18 protein-coding genes are annotated in these 17524 nt (G+C 70.1%); 8 read left to right on the plus strand and 10 right to left on the minus strand.

What is annotated here, in order from left to right; genetic code table 11:
- Positions 1-40: 40 nt before the first annotated feature.
- Positions 41-946, plus strand: a complete 906-nt coding sequence (locus MIAR_RS15820; protein WP_285637892.1) for a LacI family DNA-binding transcriptional regulator — start codon at positions 41-43, stop codon at positions 944-946.
- Between the two features lie 62 nt (positions 947-1008).
- Here the strand turns inward: MIAR_RS15820 and MIAR_RS15825 are convergent, their stop codons facing one another.
- Complete coding sequence (locus MIAR_RS15825; RefSeq protein WP_285637894.1) at positions 1009-1809, minus strand: DeoR/GlpR family DNA-binding transcription regulator; 801 nt, start codon at positions 1807-1809, stop codon at positions 1009-1011.
- A 113-nt stretch (positions 1810-1922) separates the two neighbouring features.
- Here MIAR_RS15825 and MIAR_RS15830 point away from each other — a divergent pair, with 113 nt between their 5' ends.
- A complete protein-coding gene (locus MIAR_RS15830) occupies positions 1923-2918 on the plus strand; it encodes an acetylxylan esterase (protein WP_285637896.1) in 996 nt (331 codons plus the stop codon).
- A gap of 18 nt (positions 2919-2936) precedes the next feature.
- Here MIAR_RS15830 and MIAR_RS15835 read toward each other — a convergent pair whose 3' ends face one another.
- Together MIAR_RS15835 and MIAR_RS15840 are read right to left on the minus strand one after the other, a co-directional pair.
- On the minus strand, positions 2937-3296 hold the full coding sequence (locus MIAR_RS15835; RefSeq protein WP_285637898.1) for a VOC family protein: 360 nt from the start codon (positions 3294-3296) through the stop codon (positions 2937-2939).
- Positions 3297-3379: 83 nt separating this feature from the next.
- Positions 3380-3976, minus strand: coding sequence for a glucose-6-phosphate isomerase family protein (locus MIAR_RS15840; RefSeq protein WP_285638547.1), 597 nt, complete (start codon positions 3974-3976; stop codon positions 3380-3382).
- An 83-nt stretch (positions 3977-4059) separates the two neighbouring features.
- On the opposite strand from MIAR_RS15840, the gene xylB reads away from it, so the two are divergent.
- The 5 genes from xylB to MIAR_RS15865 are packed head-to-tail and all read left to right on the plus strand — an operon-like array spanning position 4060 to position 8773.
- A complete protein-coding gene (xylB, locus tag MIAR_RS15845; protein ID WP_285637900.1) occupies positions 4060-5550 on the plus strand; it encodes a xylulokinase in 1491 nt (496 codons plus the stop codon).
- 57 nt (positions 5551-5607) lie between these two features.
- The gene (locus MIAR_RS15850) at positions 5608-6564 is read left to right on the plus strand and encodes an NAD(P)-dependent oxidoreductase (protein WP_285637902.1); all 957 of its coding nucleotides are present in this window, start codon (positions 5608-5610) and stop codon (positions 6562-6564) included.
- Positions 6561-7499, plus strand: a complete 939-nt coding sequence (locus tag MIAR_RS15855; protein WP_285637904.1) for a shikimate dehydrogenase family protein — start codon at positions 6561-6563, stop codon at positions 7497-7499. The genes MIAR_RS15850 and MIAR_RS15855 overlap by 4 nt, the downstream gene beginning before the upstream one ends.
- The gene (locus MIAR_RS15860; RefSeq protein ID WP_285637907.1) at positions 7499-8467 is read left to right on the plus strand and encodes a phosphotriesterase family protein; all 969 of its coding nucleotides are present in this window, start codon (positions 7499-7501) and stop codon (positions 8465-8467) included. The genes MIAR_RS15855 and MIAR_RS15860 overlap by 1 nt, the downstream gene beginning before the upstream one ends.
- A gap of 9 nt (positions 8468-8476) precedes the next feature.
- Positions 8477-8773, plus strand: a complete 297-nt coding sequence (locus MIAR_RS15865; RefSeq protein WP_285637909.1) for a putative quinol monooxygenase — start codon at positions 8477-8479, stop codon at positions 8771-8773.
- Between the two features lie 200 nt (positions 8774-8973).
- Here the strand turns inward: MIAR_RS15865 and MIAR_RS15870 are convergent, their stop codons facing one another.
- The 4 genes from MIAR_RS15870 to MIAR_RS15885 all read right to left on the minus strand — a co-directional run bounded on the left by MIAR_RS15870 (position 8974) and on the right by MIAR_RS15885 (position 13643).
- Positions 8974-9969 carry an ABC transporter substrate-binding protein gene (locus MIAR_RS15870; protein WP_285637911.1) on the minus strand — a complete coding sequence of 332 codons (996 nt, stop codon included), beginning with the start codon at positions 9967-9969 and terminating at the stop codon, positions 8974-8976.
- 74 nt (positions 9970-10043) lie between these two features.
- The gene (locus MIAR_RS15875) at positions 10044-11087 is read right to left on the minus strand and encodes an ABC transporter permease (RefSeq protein ID WP_285637913.1); all 1044 of its coding nucleotides are present in this window, start codon (positions 11085-11087) and stop codon (positions 10044-10046) included.
- Positions 11087-12589, minus strand: a complete 1503-nt coding sequence (locus MIAR_RS15880; RefSeq protein ID WP_285637915.1) for a sugar ABC transporter ATP-binding protein — start codon at positions 12587-12589, stop codon at positions 11087-11089. Before MIAR_RS15880 ends, MIAR_RS15875 begins: the two co-directional genes overlap by 1 nt.
- A gap of 184 nt (positions 12590-12773) precedes the next feature.
- On the minus strand, positions 12774-13643 hold the full coding sequence (locus MIAR_RS15885; protein WP_285637917.1) for a sugar phosphate isomerase/epimerase family protein: 870 nt from the start codon (positions 13641-13643) through the stop codon (positions 12774-12776).
- A gap of 128 nt (positions 13644-13771) precedes the next feature.
- Here MIAR_RS15885 and MIAR_RS15890 point away from each other — a divergent pair, with 128 nt between their 5' ends.
- Positions 13772-14767, plus strand: a complete 996-nt coding sequence (locus MIAR_RS15890; protein ID WP_285637919.1) for a LacI family DNA-binding transcriptional regulator — start codon at positions 13772-13774, stop codon at positions 14765-14767.
- A gap of 17 nt (positions 14768-14784) precedes the next feature.
- On the opposite strand, the gene MIAR_RS15895 is transcribed toward MIAR_RS15890, so the two are convergent.
- Genes MIAR_RS15895 through MIAR_RS15905 form a run of 3 tightly spaced genes read right to left on the minus strand, consistent with a single transcriptional unit; the run spans position 14785 to position 17485 of the window.
- Positions 14785-15204 (minus strand): RbsD/FucU family protein, encoded by a 420-nt coding sequence (locus MIAR_RS15895; RefSeq protein WP_285637921.1) that lies wholly within the window; start codon positions 15202-15204, stop codon positions 14785-14787.
- Between the two features lie 42 nt (positions 15205-15246).
- Complete coding sequence (locus MIAR_RS15900) at positions 15247-16203, minus strand: aldo/keto reductase (protein ID WP_285637923.1); 957 nt, start codon at positions 16201-16203, stop codon at positions 15247-15249.
- A complete protein-coding gene (locus MIAR_RS15905) occupies positions 16193-17485 on the minus strand; it encodes an L-fuconate dehydratase (RefSeq protein WP_285637925.1) in 1293 nt (430 codons plus the stop codon). Before MIAR_RS15905 ends, MIAR_RS15900 begins: the two co-directional genes overlap by 11 nt.
- Positions 17486-17524: the final 39 nt, after the last annotated feature.

Here is a 17524-nt window from a genome sequence, read left to right on the forward strand (position 1 = left end):
CGTTCCCGCGGGTGACCGTCGCGCCAAGAGGAGACCGAGGGTGAGCACGTCCTTCGACGAGCGGGAGCGCCCGACCGCCCGCTCGACTCCGGGCGCCAGGGCGACCCGCACCGGGCTGATCGCGCTGGCCGTGCCCCATCTGGAGGAGCCGTACTTCGCCGAGCTCAGCTCGCGCCTGGTGCGCGGGGCCGAGGCGCGCGGGCTCGCCGTGCTCATCGTGCAGACCGAGGGCGAGCACAGCCGCGAGATCGACGTCGCCAACGGCCACGGCCTGCCCGACATCGACGGCCTGATCCACATCCCGCGCTCGCTGACCGTCGCCGATCTTACGCGTCGCACCTCCCCCGGCCCCCTGGTGCTGCTGGGCGAGCACATCCAGGTGAGCCCGTTCACGCACATCACGATCGACAACTGCGGCGCGGCGAAGACCGCGACCGCGCACCTGATCGAGGCCGGGTGCCGTCGCATCGCCTTCATCGGACGTCGCGACGCGCGCCCCTCGGATGCCGCGGATCGCCGGCACGCCGGCTACCTCGAGGCGCTGGCGGCCGCGGGCATCCCCGCCGATCCGGCGCTGACCGCCCAGGTCGACGCGTTCACCGCCGAGGAGGGCGAGCGCGTGGCCGCCGAGATGGCGGCAGCCGTCGCCGACCTGGACGGCATCGTGTGCTCGAACGACTCGGTCGCGCTCGGCGCACTCGCCGCCCTCGCCGCACGCGGACGCCGCGTGCCGCAGGACATCGCGGTGATCGGCATCGACGACATCCGCGCCGCGCGCTTCTCGGTTCCGGCCCTGAGCTCGGTCGCGCCCGACCACGATCAGCTCGTCGACGCGACCTTCACCGAGCTGGAGCGGCAGCTGTCCGCACCGATCGGGGCGAACCTGCCCGTGCGGCACATCACGATCCCGGCCCGCCTCGTGAAGCGGGCGAGCACGGCGCGCTGATGACGGTGCTGTTGTCGGTGCCGTGCGGGGCGGGCGGTTCAGTCCGCGACGGCGCGCTCGGCTCAGGCGTGCAGAGCACGCTCCGCGACGGTGCGCTCGGCGATGTCGACGCGGGCGATGTGCTCGGCGAGCCGCTCACGGGCGTCCGTGCCGAGTCCGTCGTCGGTGATCAGCCGGTCGATGTCGCTGAGGTCGGCGATCGTGGTGAGCCCGACGACCTGCCAGCGCGTGTGATCGGCCAGCACGATGACCTCGCGCGCGGCCGCCATGAAGGCGCGATAGGTCTCGGCCTCGAGCAGGTTCATGGTGGTGAGCCCGGCCTGCTCGTCGAGCCCGTGCGCGTCGAGCAGCACCAGGTCGCAGTGCAGCCGCTCCAGGGCGCGCACCGCCACGGGGCCGACCAGCGACTGCGAGGGCGTGCGCACGCCGCCGGTGAGCACGACGGTCTGGGTGTAGGGCGCGTCCGCCCGCTCGGGCGGCGAGAACAGGTCGGACACGGGAAGCGAGTTCGTGACGATCGTGAGATCGGGTACCCGCACCAGCTCGTGCGCGAGGGCAAGGCCTGCAGGACCACCGGAGATGCCGATGGCCATGCCCGGCTCGACCAGCTCGGCGGCGGCCGCCGCGATCGCGCGGCGCTCGGCCGTCGTCGCCTGCATGGTGGCCGGCCGGATACCCGTGGCCGGCACGGCGCGCACGCCGCCGCGCACCTTCTGCACCTCGCCGTCCTCGGCGAGCAGCTCGATGTCGCGGCGCACGGTCATCTCGCTCACGCCCAGCGTGGCGGCGAGCTCCGGCAGGCCCACCGACCCGCGATCGCGCACCAGGGCGAGGATGCGCTCGCGTCGCTCGGTGACCAGCATCCGCTCTCCTTCTCGGGTCGCCACCAGTCTGCCATGCACGCCCGCGCCGCCTCACTCGACACCGCCTCATTCGACGCCGCCCTTCCCGACACCGACAGGACCCCTCTCCGCGCATGACGTACCCCGCCCCCTTCGACGCCTGGTTCCCGGATGCCGCCTTCGACGGCAGCTACGGGTTCACCCTCGACACCCTGCGCGCGGTCGCCCCGATCGCACCCAGGGGCGGCTTCGAGGCGCTCTGGCTCGGATGGCGGGAGCAGGCCCGCTCCGTGGACGCGGCGCCGACCGTGCTGTCGACGTCGACGGTGGAGGGGCGCGCGGTGTCGCTGATCGAGCTGTCGGGCGTCGACGGAGTGCGGCTGCGCGCGTGGAGCGTCGCGCCGCTCGACGGGGCCTCACCCCGGTTGGGCGTCGTGCACGGGCACGGCTACGGCGGGCGGGATGCCGTGGAGCTGCGGCGCGTTCCGGCGGACGCCGCCGCGATCTTCCCCGTGGCGAGGGGCCTGGGCGCCCTCAATGCGGACATCGGCGCCCCGGAGGACCGCGAGGCGCATGTGCTGACCGGTCTCGCCTCTCCGGACGACTACGTGATCGGGCTGTGCGCCCGCGACCTGTGGCTCGCCGCGGACGCGCTCGTGGCGCTGACCGGCGACCTGCCGCTCTACTACGTGGGCGAGAGCTTCGGCGGGGGCCTCGGCGCCCTGGCCGTGCCGTGGGACGAGCGCTTCTTCGGCGCGACGCTGGTCGTGCCGACCTTCGGGCAGTACGACGAGCGACTCGCGGTGCCGTGTCTGGGCAGCGGCGAGTTCCAGCGGCAGTGGGTGCTGCGGCATCCGGAGGCCCGTGAGCAGCTGCGGCCGTTCGACGCCTCGACCGCGGCACTGTCCTTCCGCATCCCGGTGCGCGTCGAGGCCGCGCTGTGGGATCAGAACGTGCCGCCGCAGGGCCAGTTCGCCGTCGCCAACGCGGTGCCGGACGCACTCCTCGAGCTGCACGTCCTCCCCGCCGGGCACGCCGAGTACCCGGGCCTGGAGTCGATCACCGCGGATGCCGTGGCCGGTGGCCTCGCGCACCTGGACCGGGCGCTGGCCGCAGCCGCGCGCCGCTGACGCCCCGCCCGGGCCTCGTCAGCCGACGACGCCCTCGAAGAGCCCGATGTGGTTGCCGTCGGGGTCGACGATCACGGCCCAGGCACTGGTGTCGGTGATGGGCTGCTTCTCGGCGGCGACGGTCGCTCCGGCCGCCTTCGCCGCGGCGATCGTGTCGTCGATGGAGTCGACCTCGACGTACGATCGCGGCTGCGTGAAGCCGTCATCGCGGGGCGCGAGCCCGCCCCCGGAGATGCCGTTCGGGGCCTGCCACATCGGGTAGCCCTCGAAGCCCGGCATCTCGGCGATGTTCCAGCCGAAGAGCTTGCTGTAGAACGCGCTCGCGGCCCCCAGGTCGGACACCGGGATGTCGATGTGGGTGATGTCTCCGTGCGCCATGATCCGATCCTCTCGTCGGTCCTCGTCAGCATGACGGGGACAGTCTGCGCCTCCCGGAGGCGCAGGGCAAGAGAGTCATCCGATCAGACGCGGCGGTACCCGGTGTGGTCGGGGTTGGGGGTCAGCGCCCAGCCGTCGCCGTCGACCGTGACGAGGTTCTTCATGCCCCCGGCATCCGCGATCAGGGCGTAGTCCTGGCCGGCGTCCGCCGCGTAGCAGAACAGGGTGACGAAAGGCTCGTCGCCCACGTTCACGCTGCGGTGGATCCAGTGCCCCGGCACGTTCACGGCCTTGCCCGGGATCAGCTCGATCGCCTCGGACCGGCCGTCGACGGTCTCCAGCAGCATCACGCCGCGGCCGCTCAGGCAGTAGTACAGCTCCGCGCGATCGGCGATCGCGTGCAAGTGTCCACGGGTCACCGCGAACTCCTCGCCCACGCGGCCGGGAAGCAGCGTGCTCGTCCCGGTGATGAGAGCGCCCGGCCCCTCCTGGTAGCGGTGGTCGTCGACCCAGTAGACCAGCTCGTCGGCGCCGCGTTCGGCGACGGACGCCTCCCAGGCGGCCTCGTCGCGGTACACACCCGACATGTCGCCGAGGTGCTTCTCGTAGCGACGCGAGCGTCCTTCGATGCCGCCCTCGGGCGAGATGGTCAGGGTGACGGGGATGTCGAGGGCGGGCATGGTGCTCACGATGGGCCTCCTGATAACTTGTAATTACAGGTATACTCCAAACACCTGAGACCGCACAAAGACAGGCACGGACTGTGATCATCGCGCACGACCTCGGCACCACCGGCGACAAGGCCTCGCTGCACCACGACGACGGCCGGCTCGTGGCATCCGTCACCGTGCCGTACCCGGCCCACTTCGCCGCCGGCGGCATCGCCGAGCAGGACCCGCAGGACTGGTGGGACGCCGTGGTCGGCGCCACCCGCGAACTTGTCGCGCGGACGGGCACGTCTCCTGCCGAGGTCGCCGGCCTGGTCGTGAGCGGGCAGATGATGGGCGCCGTGCTGCTCGACGCCGACGGCGAGCCTGTGCGCCCCGCGATCATCTGGGCCGACACGCGCGCGGGTGCGCAGCAGCGCGAGCTGGAGGCGGCGCTGGGCGCCGAGCACGCCTACGAGCTGCTCGGCCACCGGCTGAACCCCACCTACTCCGTCTCGAAGATCATGTGGGTGCGCGACAACGAGCCCGAGGTCTGGTCGCGCGTGCGCCGCACCTGCGTGGCGAAGGACTTCATCGTGCTCCGGCTCACCGGCCGGCTCGCCACCGACCGGTCGGACGCCTCCGGCACCAACGCCTACGACCAGCTGCACGGCACGTGGTCGGACGAGGTGCTCACGGCGGCCCGCCTCGACCCCGCGCTGTTCCCCGAGATCCTCGACTCCACCGCGATCGCCGGCTCACTGACCGCCGCCGCCGCCGAAGTACTGGGCCTGCCGGCAGGCGTGAAGGTGGTGATGGGAGGAGGCGACGGCCCGATGGCCGCCGTCGGCTCCGGCGTCGTCGCCCCGGAGGACGGCGCCTACGTCTGCCTGGGCACCAGCTCGTGGATCTCGTTCGCAGCAGATGCCCCGCTGCACGATCCGGCGATGCGCACCTTCACGTTCGACAACGTCGTGCCGGGCTCCTTCGTGCCGACCGCCACGATGCAGGCCGGCGGCGCCTCGGTGCAATGGATCGCCGAGGCCCTCTCCCCCGACCCCGCCCGGCCCGACACCGGCCGCCTCACGGCCGAGGCCGCGGCCGGCATCGACACCGAGGACCTGTACTTCCTCCCCTACCTGCTCGGCGAGCGCTCCCCGCTGTGGGATCCGGAGGCGCGCGGCGCCTTCGTCGGCATCGGCCGGCACCACACCCGTGCGCACCTGGTGCGCGCCGTGCTCGAGGGCACCGCGTTCAACCTGCTCACCTGCATCCAGGCGTTCCGCGAGTCCGGTGCAGCGATCGACCGCATCGACGCGGTGGGCGGCGGCGCGCAGAGCGACGCGTACCTGTCGGTGCTCGCCGACGTCTGGGGCGTCCCGGTGCGCCGCCGCACCGTGGTGGAGGAGGCGAACAGTCTGGGCGCCGCCGTGACGGCGGCGGTCGGCCTGGGCCTGGCGGACTTCTCCGCCGCCCGCGCACTCAGCGAGGTGACGGCGGAGTTCACTCCGGATGCCGCGCGCCACGCCGTCTACGCCGAGAGGCATTCCCGCTTCACCGACGCCTACGAGGCGCTGAAGCCCTGGTTCGCCGGAAGGACCCACTGACATGGCCATGATCGCGTGCACCCCGATTCCGGATGCCGTCGCGAAGGTGGTGCGCTGATGGCCGTCATCCTCGTCACCAGCCGCTCGTTCTCGGACGGCGACCTCGACCTGGTCGCCCGCGCCACGCACGCGGGACACCGCATCATGCGCGGGCCGTCCCATCACGACCTCGCCGAGATGCGCCCCCTGCTGCACGGCGCGGACGCCTGGATCGCCGGCACGGGGCCCGTCACCGAGGAGCATCTCGCCGCGGCGCCGAAGCTCAGGATCATCGCGCGCTACGGCGTCGGCTACGAGGCGGTCGACCTCGACGCCGCCGTCGCGCGAGGCATCCCCGTCACCAACACCCCGGGCGCCAACGCGAACGCCGTCGCCGACCACGCCCTGGCCCTGATCCTCGCCGCGCTGCGCACCATCCCCGACGGAGACCGCCGGGTGCGGGCCGGCGACTGGAGTGTGCGCCGCGGCCGCGAACTCGGCGCCGCCACCGTCGGTATCGTCGGATTCGGCCGCATCGGCCAGGGCGTCGCGAAGCGCCTGAGCGGGTTCGGGCCCCGCATCCTGGCATCCGATCCCTTCCTGCCCGCCGACGTGGTCCGCGGGGCCGGGGCCGAGCCCGTCGATCTGGACGAGCTGTTCCGCACCGCCGACGTCATCACCCTGCACGCGCCGGGCGGACAGCGGCTCGTCGACGCCGACCGTCTCGCGGGCGTCCGGCCGGGGACGGTGCTCGTCAACACCGCGCGTCCCGACCTGGTCGACGAGGCCGCGCTGGCATCCGCGCTGCGCGACGGGACTCTCGCCGCCCACGCCGCCGACACCCTCGACGGCGACACCGCCGCCGGCGACAGCCCGCTGCTGGCCGCCGACCTCGCCGACCGGGTGATCGTCACCCCGCATCTGGCCGCCCAGACCACGCAGGCCGTCGACAACATGGGCAGCGTGTCGCTCGACGACGTGATCGCCGTGCTGCGCGGCGACGAGCCCGCCCACCCCGTGAGGAGAATCGCATGACCGCCAGCGACAGCACCCAGCCCAGCGACTACATGGGCTTCGTCGGTGTCACCACCGGCTCCTCGTCGATCATGAAGGTGTTCCCGCTCTGGGCCGAGATCCTCGGCCTTCCGACGCGCACCCTGGTCGGCCACGACCTGCCGATGGACGCCGACCCGTCCGTGTACCGGGCGATGGTCGAGCAGATCCGCGACGACGATCACCACCGCGGGGCGCTGGTGACCACGCACAAGATGAACGTGTTCGCGGCGGCATCCGATCTGTTCGACGAGCTCGACCCGTTCGCCGTCTCCTGCTCCGAGATCTCCAGCATCTCCAAGCGCGGCGATCGGCTGATCGGCCAGGCCAAGGATCCCATCACGGTCGACCTCGCCCTGAACGACTTCCTGACCGCCGACCACTTCGCGCGCACCGGAGCCGAAGTCGTCATCCTGGGCGCCGGTGGGTCGGGCACGGCGCTGAGCTGGGCACTCGCCGAGCGCGCCGACGCCCCCTCGCTCGTGACGGTCACCGCGCGCTCGCAGGACAAGCTCGATCACCTGCGCGAGGTGCACCGCCAGCACGGCACGCGCGAGGATCTGATCCGCTACGTCGTCACGCCGACGCCCGCGGATGCGGACGCGATCGTCGCCGCGGCGCCCGCCGGCTCCGTGATCGCGAACGCGACCGGGCTCGGCAAGGACCGTCCCGGATCGCCGCTGACGGATGCCGTGGTCTTCCCGGAGTCCTCGTGGGCCTGGGAGTTCAACTACCGCGGCTCGCTGGAGTTCATGCACCAGGCGCTCGCGCAGCACGATGCCCGCTCGCTGCAGGTCATCGACGGCTGGCGCTACTTCATCCACGGCTGGTCGCAGGTCGTGGCCGACGTGTTCGGCCTGACCCTCACGCCCGAGGCCGTCGAGCAGCTCGCGGCCGCCGCGGAGTCGGTGCGCTGATGTCCGGGGTGGTTCGCACGGTTCTCGGCGACGTCGATCCGGCGACGCTGGGGCGCGTGAACTACCACGAGCACCTGTTCCAGGTGTCGCCGCTGCTGCCCGGCGACGAACTCGACGACGAACGCGCCTCAGGTCTCGAAGCGGCGTCGCTGAAGGCGAGCGGCTTCGAGACGATGGTGGACGCCACGCCCATGGGGCTGGGTCGCGATCCTGAAGCGCTCGCACGGATCAGCGCCGCCACCGGCCTCGCCGTCGTGGCGACGAGCGGCCGGCACCGGGAGGCGCACTACGCGGCCGATCACCCGACGCGGTCGTGGGACGCCACGCGATTGGCGGCCCTGTTCGCGTCCGACGTGCAGGCCGGGATGCCGGCATCCGACGATGGGATCGACGGCCCCCGTGCTGTCGCCCCGGATGGCGACCCGGTGCGCGCCGGCATGCTGAAGGGCGGCGTCGACTACTGGCGGATCAGCGCGTTCGAGCGCATCACCCTGGATGCCCTGGGCGAGGCGCACCGCGCCACGGGCGCCCCGGTCATGGTGCACCTCGAGTTCTGCACGGCCGCCCACGAGGTGCTCGACCTGCTCGCCGCCGAGGGGGTGGCGTCCGACCGCGTCGTGCTGGCTCACGCCGATCGCGATCCGGATGCCGGGCTGCACCTCTCCCTGACCGAGCGCGGCGCCTTCCTCGGCTACGACGGCTTCGCCCGCCCGCGCACGCGCTCGGACGCCGAGCTGCTGCAGCTCACGGCATCCGTCGTCGCGGGTGGTGGCACCGGTCGCATCGTGCTGGGCGGCGACGTCGCCCGCGCGACCCGCTACATCGCCTACGGCGGCATGCCGGGCCTCGCCTACCTCGGCGAGCGCTACCTTCCGCGTCTGCGTGCCCTGATCGGCGACGAGGCGGTCGACCGGATGCTGGTCGACAACCCGGCCCGGCTGCTCACGCTGTCCGCACCGTCCTCCTGAAGGAGCACCATGTCCGAGCCCACGATCCTGCACGCCACCTTCACGGCCCGCCCCGGCGAGGGCGATCGCGTCGCCGCACTGCTGCGCGACTTCGCGGAGGCTGTCCGCGCCGAGCCCGGCAATGTCGTCTTCGACGCCACCCGAGTGCTCGACGCCCCGGACAGCTTCTTCGTCTACGAGGAGTACGTCGACGAGGCGGCATTCCGGGCGCACCTCGCGAATCCCGCCGGTGGCCCGTTCAACGCGGCGCTGCAGGAGCTGATCGTCGAGCCGTCCTCCGTGCTGACCTTCCTGCGGCGCCTCTGAGGCGGACGCCGCACGCCGACCGCGCGCGTTGCGCCTGCCACCACCGTCCCGATCTGCTGACTCCGTCCCGATCTGCTGATTCGTCCGCCTGTTTCATCCGCAGATCGGGAAGACCTCAGCAGATCGTGCGCGCCACGGGCACGAGAAGGGCCCCTCACCCGAAGGCGAGGGGCCCTTCTGCGAATCAGACGATCAGCGGGTCACTGGTAGAGGACCGCGGAGATCTTCGGGTCGTCCAGGTTGGTGGCGTCGTACCAGTACGAACCGGTGTCGTAGAACTTCTCGACGGACTTGCCGTTCGCGAGGTCGTAGGCGGCCTGCACGACGGTCTTGCCGATGCCGATCGGGTCCTGCGTGATCGCGCCGGCGAGGACGCCGCCCTTGATCGCGTCGATCTGGGCCGCACCCGAGTCGAAGCCGATCGCGGTGATGTCCTTGCTGGTCTTGCCGAGCTCGCTCAGCGCGTTCGCGACGCCGACGGCGGAACCCTCGTTCGTGGCGTAGATGCCCTTGAGGTCGGGGTGCGCGTTCAGCATCGACTTGGTGATGTCGGCCGACTTCAGGTGGTCGCCGTCACCGTACTGGATGTCGACGATCTTGATGTCGGGGTAGTCCGCCTTGATCTTGTCGACGAAGCCGTCGCGGCGCTCGACACCGGTCGAGTTGATCTGCGAGTGCGCGACGATCGCGACGTCGCCCTTGCCGCCGATGAGCTCGGCCATGTGCTCTGCCGCGAGCGCGCCCGCGACCTTGCTGTCGGTCGCAGCGAGCGTCTTGCCGACCTCGCTGTTGCACGGGGCGTCGAAGTACGCGACCGGGATGTTCGCAGAGGCAGCGGCGTCCAGAGCGGGGATGCAGGCCTCGGGGTCGAGGGCCGCGTACGCGATGGCGGACGGCTTGCGGTCGATCGATGACTGCAGCATCTGGAGCTGCTTCTCGATCTCGGTCTCGGAGCCGGGGCCCTCGAAGTTGATCTTGACGCCGAGCTCCTTGCCCTTCTCCTCGGCACCCTTCTTCACGGCCTGCCAGAACTGGTGCTGGAAGCCCTTCGAGACCAGGTCGATCGTCATGTCCTTGGCAGCGGGCTTGTCGCCGCCGCCGGCCGGGGTGTCGCCCTTGCCGGTGGCGCAGCCGGCGAGGCTCAGCACCGTCAGCGCTGCGACGGTCGCGACGGCGATCTTCTTTCCGTACTTCATGTGAAACTCCATCGTTCTGTGATTGTGGACGTTCTCGGGTGGACGTGCGGTGTTCAGTTGGGAAGGGAGGTCGTTCAGCTCTTGCCGCGGTTGCGCAGCGCGTCGAAGAACACGGCGATGAGGATGACGATGCCGGTGAGGATGTACTGCCACTCGGTCTGGATCGACATGCTGCGCAGACCGTTGATCAGCACGCTCATGATGAAGGCGCCGATCACGGTGCCGACGATCGATCCTCGGCCGCCCATCAGGGAGGTGCCGCCGATGACCACGGCCGCGATGGCCTGGAGCTCGTAGCCCGCGCCTGCGGTCGGCTGGGCCGAGCCCAGGCGAGCCGTCAGCAGGACACCGGCGATGCCGATGAAGAGGCCGGCGAAGACGTAGACCCAGATGGTCCAGCGGCGCGTGTTCACACCGGAGAGGCGGGTGGCCTCCTCGTTGGAGCCGATCGCGAACGTGTAGCGGCCCAGCAGGGTCTTGTTCAGCGTGAGGTACGCGATGACGGCCAGCACGACGAAGATGATGACGCCCATCGGGAGGCTCGCGAAGTAGCCGTCGGACGCCGTGAGCACGGGGTCGAACTGGACGATGCTCGTGACCTGCTTGCGCGTCTCAGGGGCGAAGGTGATCGGCTTCACCTCCGAGATGACCAGCGCCAGACCCTGCGCGATCATCATCATCGCGAGCGTGGCGATGAAGGGAGGCAGACGCAGGAAGGTGACGTTGAGTCCGTTGATCAGGCCGATCAGCGCACCGGTGGCCAGCGCGCCGAGCACGCCCACCCACACGGGCAGACCCCATCCGGTGATGAACGTTCCCATCATCACCGAGCACAGCGTCATGCCGAAGCCCAGCGAGAGGTCGATGCCCGCGGTCACGATCACGAAGGTCGTGCCCAGTGCGAGCACGCCGACGAGAACCGTCGACATGAGGATGTTCTCGATGTTGGAGGAGGACGTGAAGTTCGATCCGAAGATCGCGAAGAACACGAACAGCACGATCAGCGTCCCGAGGGCGAGCCCCTGCTGAACCGAGTTGCGCAGAGCCGCGCCGAGGCGGCCCTTCTGGGTGTTCTCGGACACCGCGGTCTGCACGACCGTCGTGGTCGAGTTGCTCATCAGCTGTCCTCTCCGTGGGCTGCGAGATGCATGATCTTCTCCTGGGTGGCTTCCTCGTTGCGGAGCTCACCGGTGACCTCCCCGTTCGCGAACACCGTGATGCGGTTCGCGACGCGGAGCAGCTCGGGGAGCTCGGACGAGATGACGATGATGGACTTGCCCGAGTCGGCGAGCTGCTGCATCAGGCGGTAGATCTCCTCCTTGGCTCCGATGTCGATGCCGCGGGTGGGCTCGTCGAAGATGAGGATGTCGCAGTCGCGCATCAGCCAGCGGGCGATGACGACCTTCTGCTGGTTGCCGCCCGAGAGCAGCTTGACGATCTGGTTGACCGAGGGCGTCTTCACGCGCAGCTGCTGCACGTAGTCCTTGGTCTTCTGCTTGGCCGTGCGGTCGCCCATCCAGCCGAGCGCACCGGCGTAGGAGCCCAGCGAGGCGAGCACCGTGTTGAAGGTGACGTCCTGCTCCAGCATCAGACCCAGCAGCTTGCGGTCCTCGGACAGGTATCCGATGCCCTGCTTGACGGCGTCCTCGGGCTGGCGGATGCGCCGCTCCCTGCCGCCGATCACGATGCTCCCGCCGTCGCGCGGATCCGCTCCGATGACGGCACGGGCGGTCTCGGTGCGTCCGGCGCCCATCAGCCCGGCGAAGCCGAGGATCTCGCCCTGGTGCAGACGGAAGGACACGTCCCGCAGCAGCGACTTGGTGGACAGGCCCTGCACCTCGAGGACCACCGGCTCGGTGGTGTAGTCGCGAGGCGTGGGGCGCGCTCCCTCGTCGATCGCGCGTCCCACCATCATCTCGATGATCTTGGGGATGCTGATCTCGTCCTTCTCCAGAGAACCGATGTATGCGCCGTCGCGCAGCACGCTGACCCGGTCGGCGAGGCGCCGCAGCTCGTCCATGCGGTGCGAGATGTAGACGATGCCGGTGCCCGCGGTCTTGAGCTGCTCGATGAGGGTGAACAGCACCTCGACCTCGGTGTCGGTGAGGGCCGATGTCGGCTCGTCCATGATCAGCACCTTGGCGTTGAACGAGAGCGCCTTGGCGATCTCGACCATCTGCTGCTCGGCGACCGTGAGCTCGCCCACCTTCTGACGCGGGTCGAGGTGGATGTCGAGGCGCTGCAGCAGCTCGGCCGTCTGCTGGTTCAGGCGCCGCTCCGAGACGAAGGGTCCGACCTTCGGCTCGCGGCCGATGTAGATGTTCTGCGCGACCGTGAGGTCGGGCATCATGTTCAGCTCCTGGTGGATGATCGTCACACCGAGCTGCTGGGCCTGCAGCGGACTGGTGAACTCGACCGGCTCCCCCTCGAAGGTGATGGTCCCCTCGTCACGCGTGTAGATGCCGGAGAGGATCTTCATCAGCGTGGATTTGCCTGCGCCGTTCTCGCCGACGAGGACCAGGACCTCCCCCGACCGCACCTCCAGGTGCACGTCCTTCAGCGCCTGCACGCCGGGGAACCCCTTGCTGATTCCCTCCACCTTGAGGATGGGATCGCTCATGCCCGCCTACTCCCTCGGAGGTCGAGGATTCCCGTGGAATCCATTCCAAACATCGGATCAATTGTGCGCGTCCGCGTCGTGATGCGCAAGTTGTATCTAAATGTATCTAACCTCGCCGCACAGCGCCAGACCTGTAATAACAAGTTGGTCACGGTAGCCTCGCCGCCCAGCACAGCCGGATGACTCAGTGCAGCCGGATGGAATCGACGGCGACGAGCTTGTCCCGGATGAATCGGTTCGCGTGCGCGCCGAGCTCCTCGCTGTCGGTCCACAGGTTGCGCCAGATCCCCAGCATCCGGCTCAGGTCCTCCGCGACCACCGCCGACGAGAACGACTCGAAGACGATGGGGCCGTCATAGCCGATCCGGCCGAGCGCCTTGAAGAAGGTGTCGAAGTCGACCGTGCCGGTGCCGAGGTAGCCGCGGTGGCTCTCGCCGATGTGCACGTAGCGAAGACCGGGTGCGGCGTCCAGCACGGGAGCCCCCATATCCGACTCCTCAATGTTCATGTGATAGGTGTCGAGATGGATGCCCAGATTCGGCCGGTCCACCTCCGCGAGGTAGCCGATCGCCTGCCGGGCCGTGTTCAGCACATTGGTCTCATAGCGGTTGACCACCTCGAGACTGACCTGCACGCCCCGGGAGGCGGCATGGTCCGCGACGCGGCCGATGACGGCCTTGCTGCTCGCGAGCCCCTCGGTCGTGACCGGCATCATGTACTTGCGCATCGCCGAGTAGATCACGCCGCAGAAGTGGGTGCCGCCGAGCTCGGCCAGCACGTCGACAGCGCGGATCAGCAGCGCCTCGCCCGCCGCGGCCACCTCGGCATCCGCGCTGGTGATGTCGGTCGCGTCCGAGAGCCCCAGCGAGGCGCTCACCGCCAGACCGTGCTCGGCGAGCGCCTTCTTCGCGGCCTCGACATCGAAGGCGAACGGGTCCATCAGCGGGAACTCGATGAGGTCGAATCCGGCCGCTGCGGTCTTCTCCACCGCCAGGCGGATGCCTGCCGCGTCGAACTCCCCGGTCCAGACCAGGCCATGGCATCCGATGTTCATGTGAGCTCCCTTGCTGAATTGGCACGTTGCAATTTCACGTTGAGGCGACGGTACTCGGGAAGCTTGCAACGTGTCAATACCCGGGTATGGTGACTTTCACCACCCGATTCGAGCGGAGAGGATGCCGGATGCCGGCCAGTGTCAAGGACGTCGCCGCCCACGCGGGTGTCTCGGCCTCCACCGTGTCGAACTACCTCAACCATCCGCACGTGCTCAGCGAGCGGACCAGGGAGCGCGTGCGGAACGCCGTCGCCGAACTCGGTTTCGTGCCGAACGAGTCGGCCCGCCAGCTGCGCGCGGGGGCGGGCAGGACGATCGCGCTGATCCTGCTCGATGCCTGGCTCCCGTACTTCAGCGAGCTCTCCCGGGGCGTCGAGGACGTCACCCGGGAGGCCGGCTGGTCGCTGTTCTTCAGCAACAGCAACCGGGATGCCGCACAGGAGCTGCGCAACATCGACATGTTCGAGGCGCATCGCGCGCAGGGCATCCTCATCTACCCGCTCGGCGACGTGCTCGGCCGGCTCGAGGGCCTGGCGGACAAGGGCATCCGCTCGGTCGTCATCGGCCCCGAGCAGCCGTCGTCGTCCGTCGGCTCCGTGGCGTTCGACGACCGCGGCGGCGGCCGGCTCGCCGGGCAGCACCTGATCGGGATCGGCCGGCGCCGCATCGCCTTCCTCGGCGATCCCCGCACCGTCAGCCAATCCGCGGATCGTCTCGCGGGCCTCCGGGACGGGGCGCCGGATGCCCGGATCGACGTGATCGCGACGGACGGACTCACGATCGAGGAGGGGCTGCTGGCGGCGGAGCGGATCATCGCCGCTCCCGCAGCGGAGCGCCCGGACGCCGTGTTCGCGGCCAACGACATGCTCGCGATCGGAGCCCAGACCGCGCTTCTGCGCGCAGGGATCACAGTTCCCGGCGAGATCGCGATCGTCGGCTTCGACGACGTCGATCAGGCCCGCCAGGCGCTGGTCCCCCTCACCACCGTCCGGCAGCCGGGCTACGAGATCGGCCGTGCCGCGGCATCGGCGCTGCTCCGCCTGCTCGAGGCTCCGAGTGCACCCGCCGCGCCGGTCACGCCCTTCGCCGCCGAGCTGGTCGTCCGGGCCTCGACGGTCGGCTGACCGCCGGCCGGGAACGTTCAGGACGAGGGGTGTCCCACGACGCCCTTGCGCAGCAGGGCGTTGCCGTACTTGCGGGTCTCTCCGGTGCGCACCATCAGGTACGCCCCCTTGGCGACGTCGTAGTACGCGAAGCGCTCCACGAAGCGGGTCGTGTCCAGCGCCGTCCCGGCTGCGGCCATCAGCTCGTGCTGCACGTCCAGCACCTCGGCATCCGCCGACTCCATCAGGTCCATGCCGGGCGCATCGTCCAGCGGCAGCACCGAGCGGATCGCAGCGACCACCTCGGGCGTCGTCGTGCCCGGCAGGTCGATCACCCGCTCGCCCAGCGCCCACGCCGGGAAGTGCGCATCCGCCACGACGACCGAGTCCGAGTGCCCCATCCGATCCAGGTGCAGCAGCAGCTCACCGGTCAGCAGCGGGTTGATCCCCTCAAGCATCCGTCAGTCCTCTTCTCCCTCTCGCCGGCGATCCGAACGGCGTCACGCCGGGATCAGCCCGTCCTCGGCCAGCTCCGCCCAGAGATCGGCGGGGATCTCCAGCGCGGCGTACTCGGCATTCTGCTGCAGCTGCGCGGGTCGGCTGCCGCCGACCACGACCGAGCGCACCAGCTCCGACTGCAGCGGGAACTGGATGGCGGCCGCAGGAAGGGGCACGTCGTGCGCCCGGCAGATCGACGCGATCCGCACCAGCCGGTCCCACAGCTCCTCGGGAAGCTGACCGTACTCGTACCGGCCGTCGCGCTGCGGCTCGCTCTGGGCGAGCAGCCCGGAGTTGAACACGGATGCCGCGACGATCCCCGTCCCGGTCTCCGCGCACGCCGGCAGCACGTCGGCCGCAGCGGGCTGCTCGAGCAGCGTGTACCGTCCCGCGACCATGATCAGGTCGAGGTCGGCCTCGCGCACGGCGCGCGACAGGGCATCCGACACCATCGATCCGATGCCGATCGCTCCGACCAGACTCTCGGACCGCGCCTTCTCCAGCGCGGGGAAGGCCTCGGCGAGCGCGAGGTCGAGGTCGTGCCGCTCGGGGTCGTGCAGGTACAGCAGGTCGATCCGGCCGAGTCCGAGCCGCTCCTGCGACTCGGCGATGCTGGCACGGATGCCTGCCTCGCTGAAGTCCCACTCGCGGCGCAGGTCGTCCGGCACGTGGAAGTCGTTGTCCGTGTCGAGTCCCCCCGCCTGATGCGCCGGGTTCGGACGCAGCAGGCGCCCCGCCTTGGTCGAGATCACGAACTCGTCGCGCGGCTTGGTCTGCAGGAACGCACCCAGGCGCCGCTCGCTCAGCCCGAGTCCGTAGTGCGGGGCGGTGTCGAAGTAGCGGATGCCGGCATCCCAGGCGGCCTCGAGAACCGCCCAGGCCTCGTCGTCGCTCAGCGCGCGGAAGAGGTTGCCGACGTTCGCGGCGCCATAGCCGAGCGCGGGAAGCTCAAGCGACATGCTGCCCCGTCCAGGTGTACTTCGCGATGCTGTCGGCCTTCATCTCCATGCTCGTGCCCGGTGCGGTCGGCGCCATGTACGAGCCGCCCTGGATGTCGGTCGGCACCACGAAGTGCTCGTGCAGGTGGTCGACGTACTCGATCAGCCGGCCCTCGCGAGAGCCGCTGACGGCGACGAAGTCGAACATCGACAGGTGCTGCACGGCCTCGCACAGGCCGACGCCTCCGGCGTGCGGGCACACCGGCACGCCGAACTTCGCGGCGAGCAGGAGGTTCGCGATGTTCTCGTTCACGCCCGCGACCCGCACGGCGTCGATCTGCATGATCTTGATCGCGTCGGCCTGCAGCAGCTGCTTGAACACCATCCGGTTCTGGGCGTGCTCGCCGGTGGCCACGCGGATCGGGGCGACGCCGCGGGCGATCTCGGCGTGGCCGAGGATGTCGTCGGGGCTGGTGGGCTCCTCGATCCAGGCGGGGTGGAACTCGGCGAGCGCGTTGACCCACTCGATCGCCTCGGACACCTCCCAGCGCTGGTTAGCATCGATCGCGATCGGGAAGTCGGGGCCGCACACCTCGCGCGCCTTGCGGAAGCGGCGGATGTCGTCCTGCAGGTCGGCGCCGACCTTGAGCTTGATCTGCGTGAAGCCGTCGGCCATGGCCTCGCGGGCGAGGCGCTCGAGCTTCTCGTCGGAGTAGCCCAGCCAGCCGGGGCTGGTGGTGTAGCCCGGGTAGCCGGATGCCAGCAGCTGGGCCTCGCGCTCCTCACGCCCCGGCACCGCGGCGCGCAGGATCTCAAGGGCCTCGTCGCGGGTGAGCGCGTTGGTGAGGTAGCGGAAGTCGACCAGGTCGACGAGCTCCTCGGGGCTCATGCGGCCGAGCAGCTGCCAGAGCGGCAGGCCCGCGCGCTTGGCCTTGATGTCCCACAGGGCGTTGATCACGGCGCCGATGGCCATGTGCATCACGCCCTTCTCGGGCCCGAGCCAGCGCAGCTGGGAGTCGCCGATGATGTCGCGGAACGTGCCGCCCATGTCATCCAGCAGCGGCTCGATCTCGCGGCCGACGAGGTGACCGGCGAGCGCGTCGATCGCGGCCACCTGCACGTCGTTGCCGCGGCCGATCGTGAACACGAACGCGTGGCCAGCGATGTCGTCCTCGGCGTCGGTGCGCACGATCACGTACGCCGCCGAGTAGTCGGGGTCGGGGTTCATCGCATCCGAGCCGTCCAGGCTCAGCGAGGTGGGGAAGCGGATGTCGCTGGTCTCCAGCGCGACGATACGGCTCACGGGGCTCCTTCGGCGCGTCGGACGAATATGACGCGGACT

The organism is Microbacterium arabinogalactanolyticum, assembly GCF_030268005.1.
Classification (GTDB): Bacteria; Actinomycetota; Actinomycetes; order Actinomycetales; family Microbacteriaceae; genus Microbacterium; species Microbacterium arabinogalactanolyticum.

Excerpts from the sequence above, each read along its gene's own strand:
- MIAR_RS15825 (WP_285637894.1), bottom strand. The coding sequence starts at position 1,809 with ATGCTGGTCACCGAGCGACGCGAGCGCATCCTCGCCCTGGTGCGCGAT.
- MIAR_RS15830 (WP_285637896.1), top strand. The coding sequence starts at position 1,923 with ATGACGTACCCCGCCCCCTTCGACGCCTGGTTCCCGGATGCCGCCTTC.
- MIAR_RS15835 (WP_285637898.1), bottom strand. The coding sequence starts at position 3,296 with ATGGCGCACGGAGACATCACCCACATCGACATCCCGGTGTCCGACCTG.
- MIAR_RS15840 (WP_285638547.1), bottom strand. The coding sequence starts at position 3,976 with ATGCCCGCCCTCGACATCCCCGTCACCCTGACCATCTCGCCCGAGGGC.
- MIAR_RS15850 (WP_285637902.1), top strand. The coding sequence starts at position 5,608 with ATGGCCGTCATCCTCGTCACCAGCCGCTCGTTCTCGGACGGCGACCTC.
- MIAR_RS15855 (WP_285637904.1), top strand. The coding sequence starts at position 6,561 with ATGACCGCCAGCGACAGCACCCAGCCCAGCGACTACATGGGCTTCGTC.
- MIAR_RS15860 (WP_285637907.1), top strand. The coding sequence starts at position 7,499 with ATGTCCGGGGTGGTTCGCACGGTTCTCGGCGACGTCGATCCGGCGACG.
- MIAR_RS15865 (WP_285637909.1), top strand. The coding sequence starts at position 8,477 with ATGTCCGAGCCCACGATCCTGCACGCCACCTTCACGGCCCGCCCCGGC.
- MIAR_RS15870 (WP_285637911.1), bottom strand. The coding sequence starts at position 9,969 with ATGAAGTACGGAAAGAAGATCGCCGTCGCGACCGTCGCAGCGCTGACG.
- MIAR_RS15875 (WP_285637913.1), bottom strand. The coding sequence starts at position 11,087 with ATGAGCAACTCGACCACGACGGTCGTGCAGACCGCGGTGTCCGAGAAC.
- MIAR_RS15880 (WP_285637915.1), bottom strand. The coding sequence starts at position 12,589 with ATGAGCGATCCCATCCTCAAGGTGGAGGGAATCAGCAAGGGGTTCCCC.
- MIAR_RS15885 (WP_285637917.1), bottom strand. The coding sequence starts at position 13,643 with ATGAACATCGGATGCCATGGCCTGGTCTGGACCGGGGAGTTCGACGCG.
- MIAR_RS15890 (WP_285637919.1), top strand. The coding sequence starts at position 13,772 with ATGCCGGCCAGTGTCAAGGACGTCGCCGCCCACGCGGGTGTCTCGGCC.
- MIAR_RS15895 (WP_285637921.1), bottom strand. The coding sequence starts at position 15,204 with ATGCTTGAGGGGATCAACCCGCTGCTGACCGGTGAGCTGCTGCTGCAC.
- MIAR_RS15900 (WP_285637923.1), bottom strand. The coding sequence starts at position 16,203 with ATGTCGCTTGAGCTTCCCGCGCTCGGCTATGGCGCCGCGAACGTCGGC.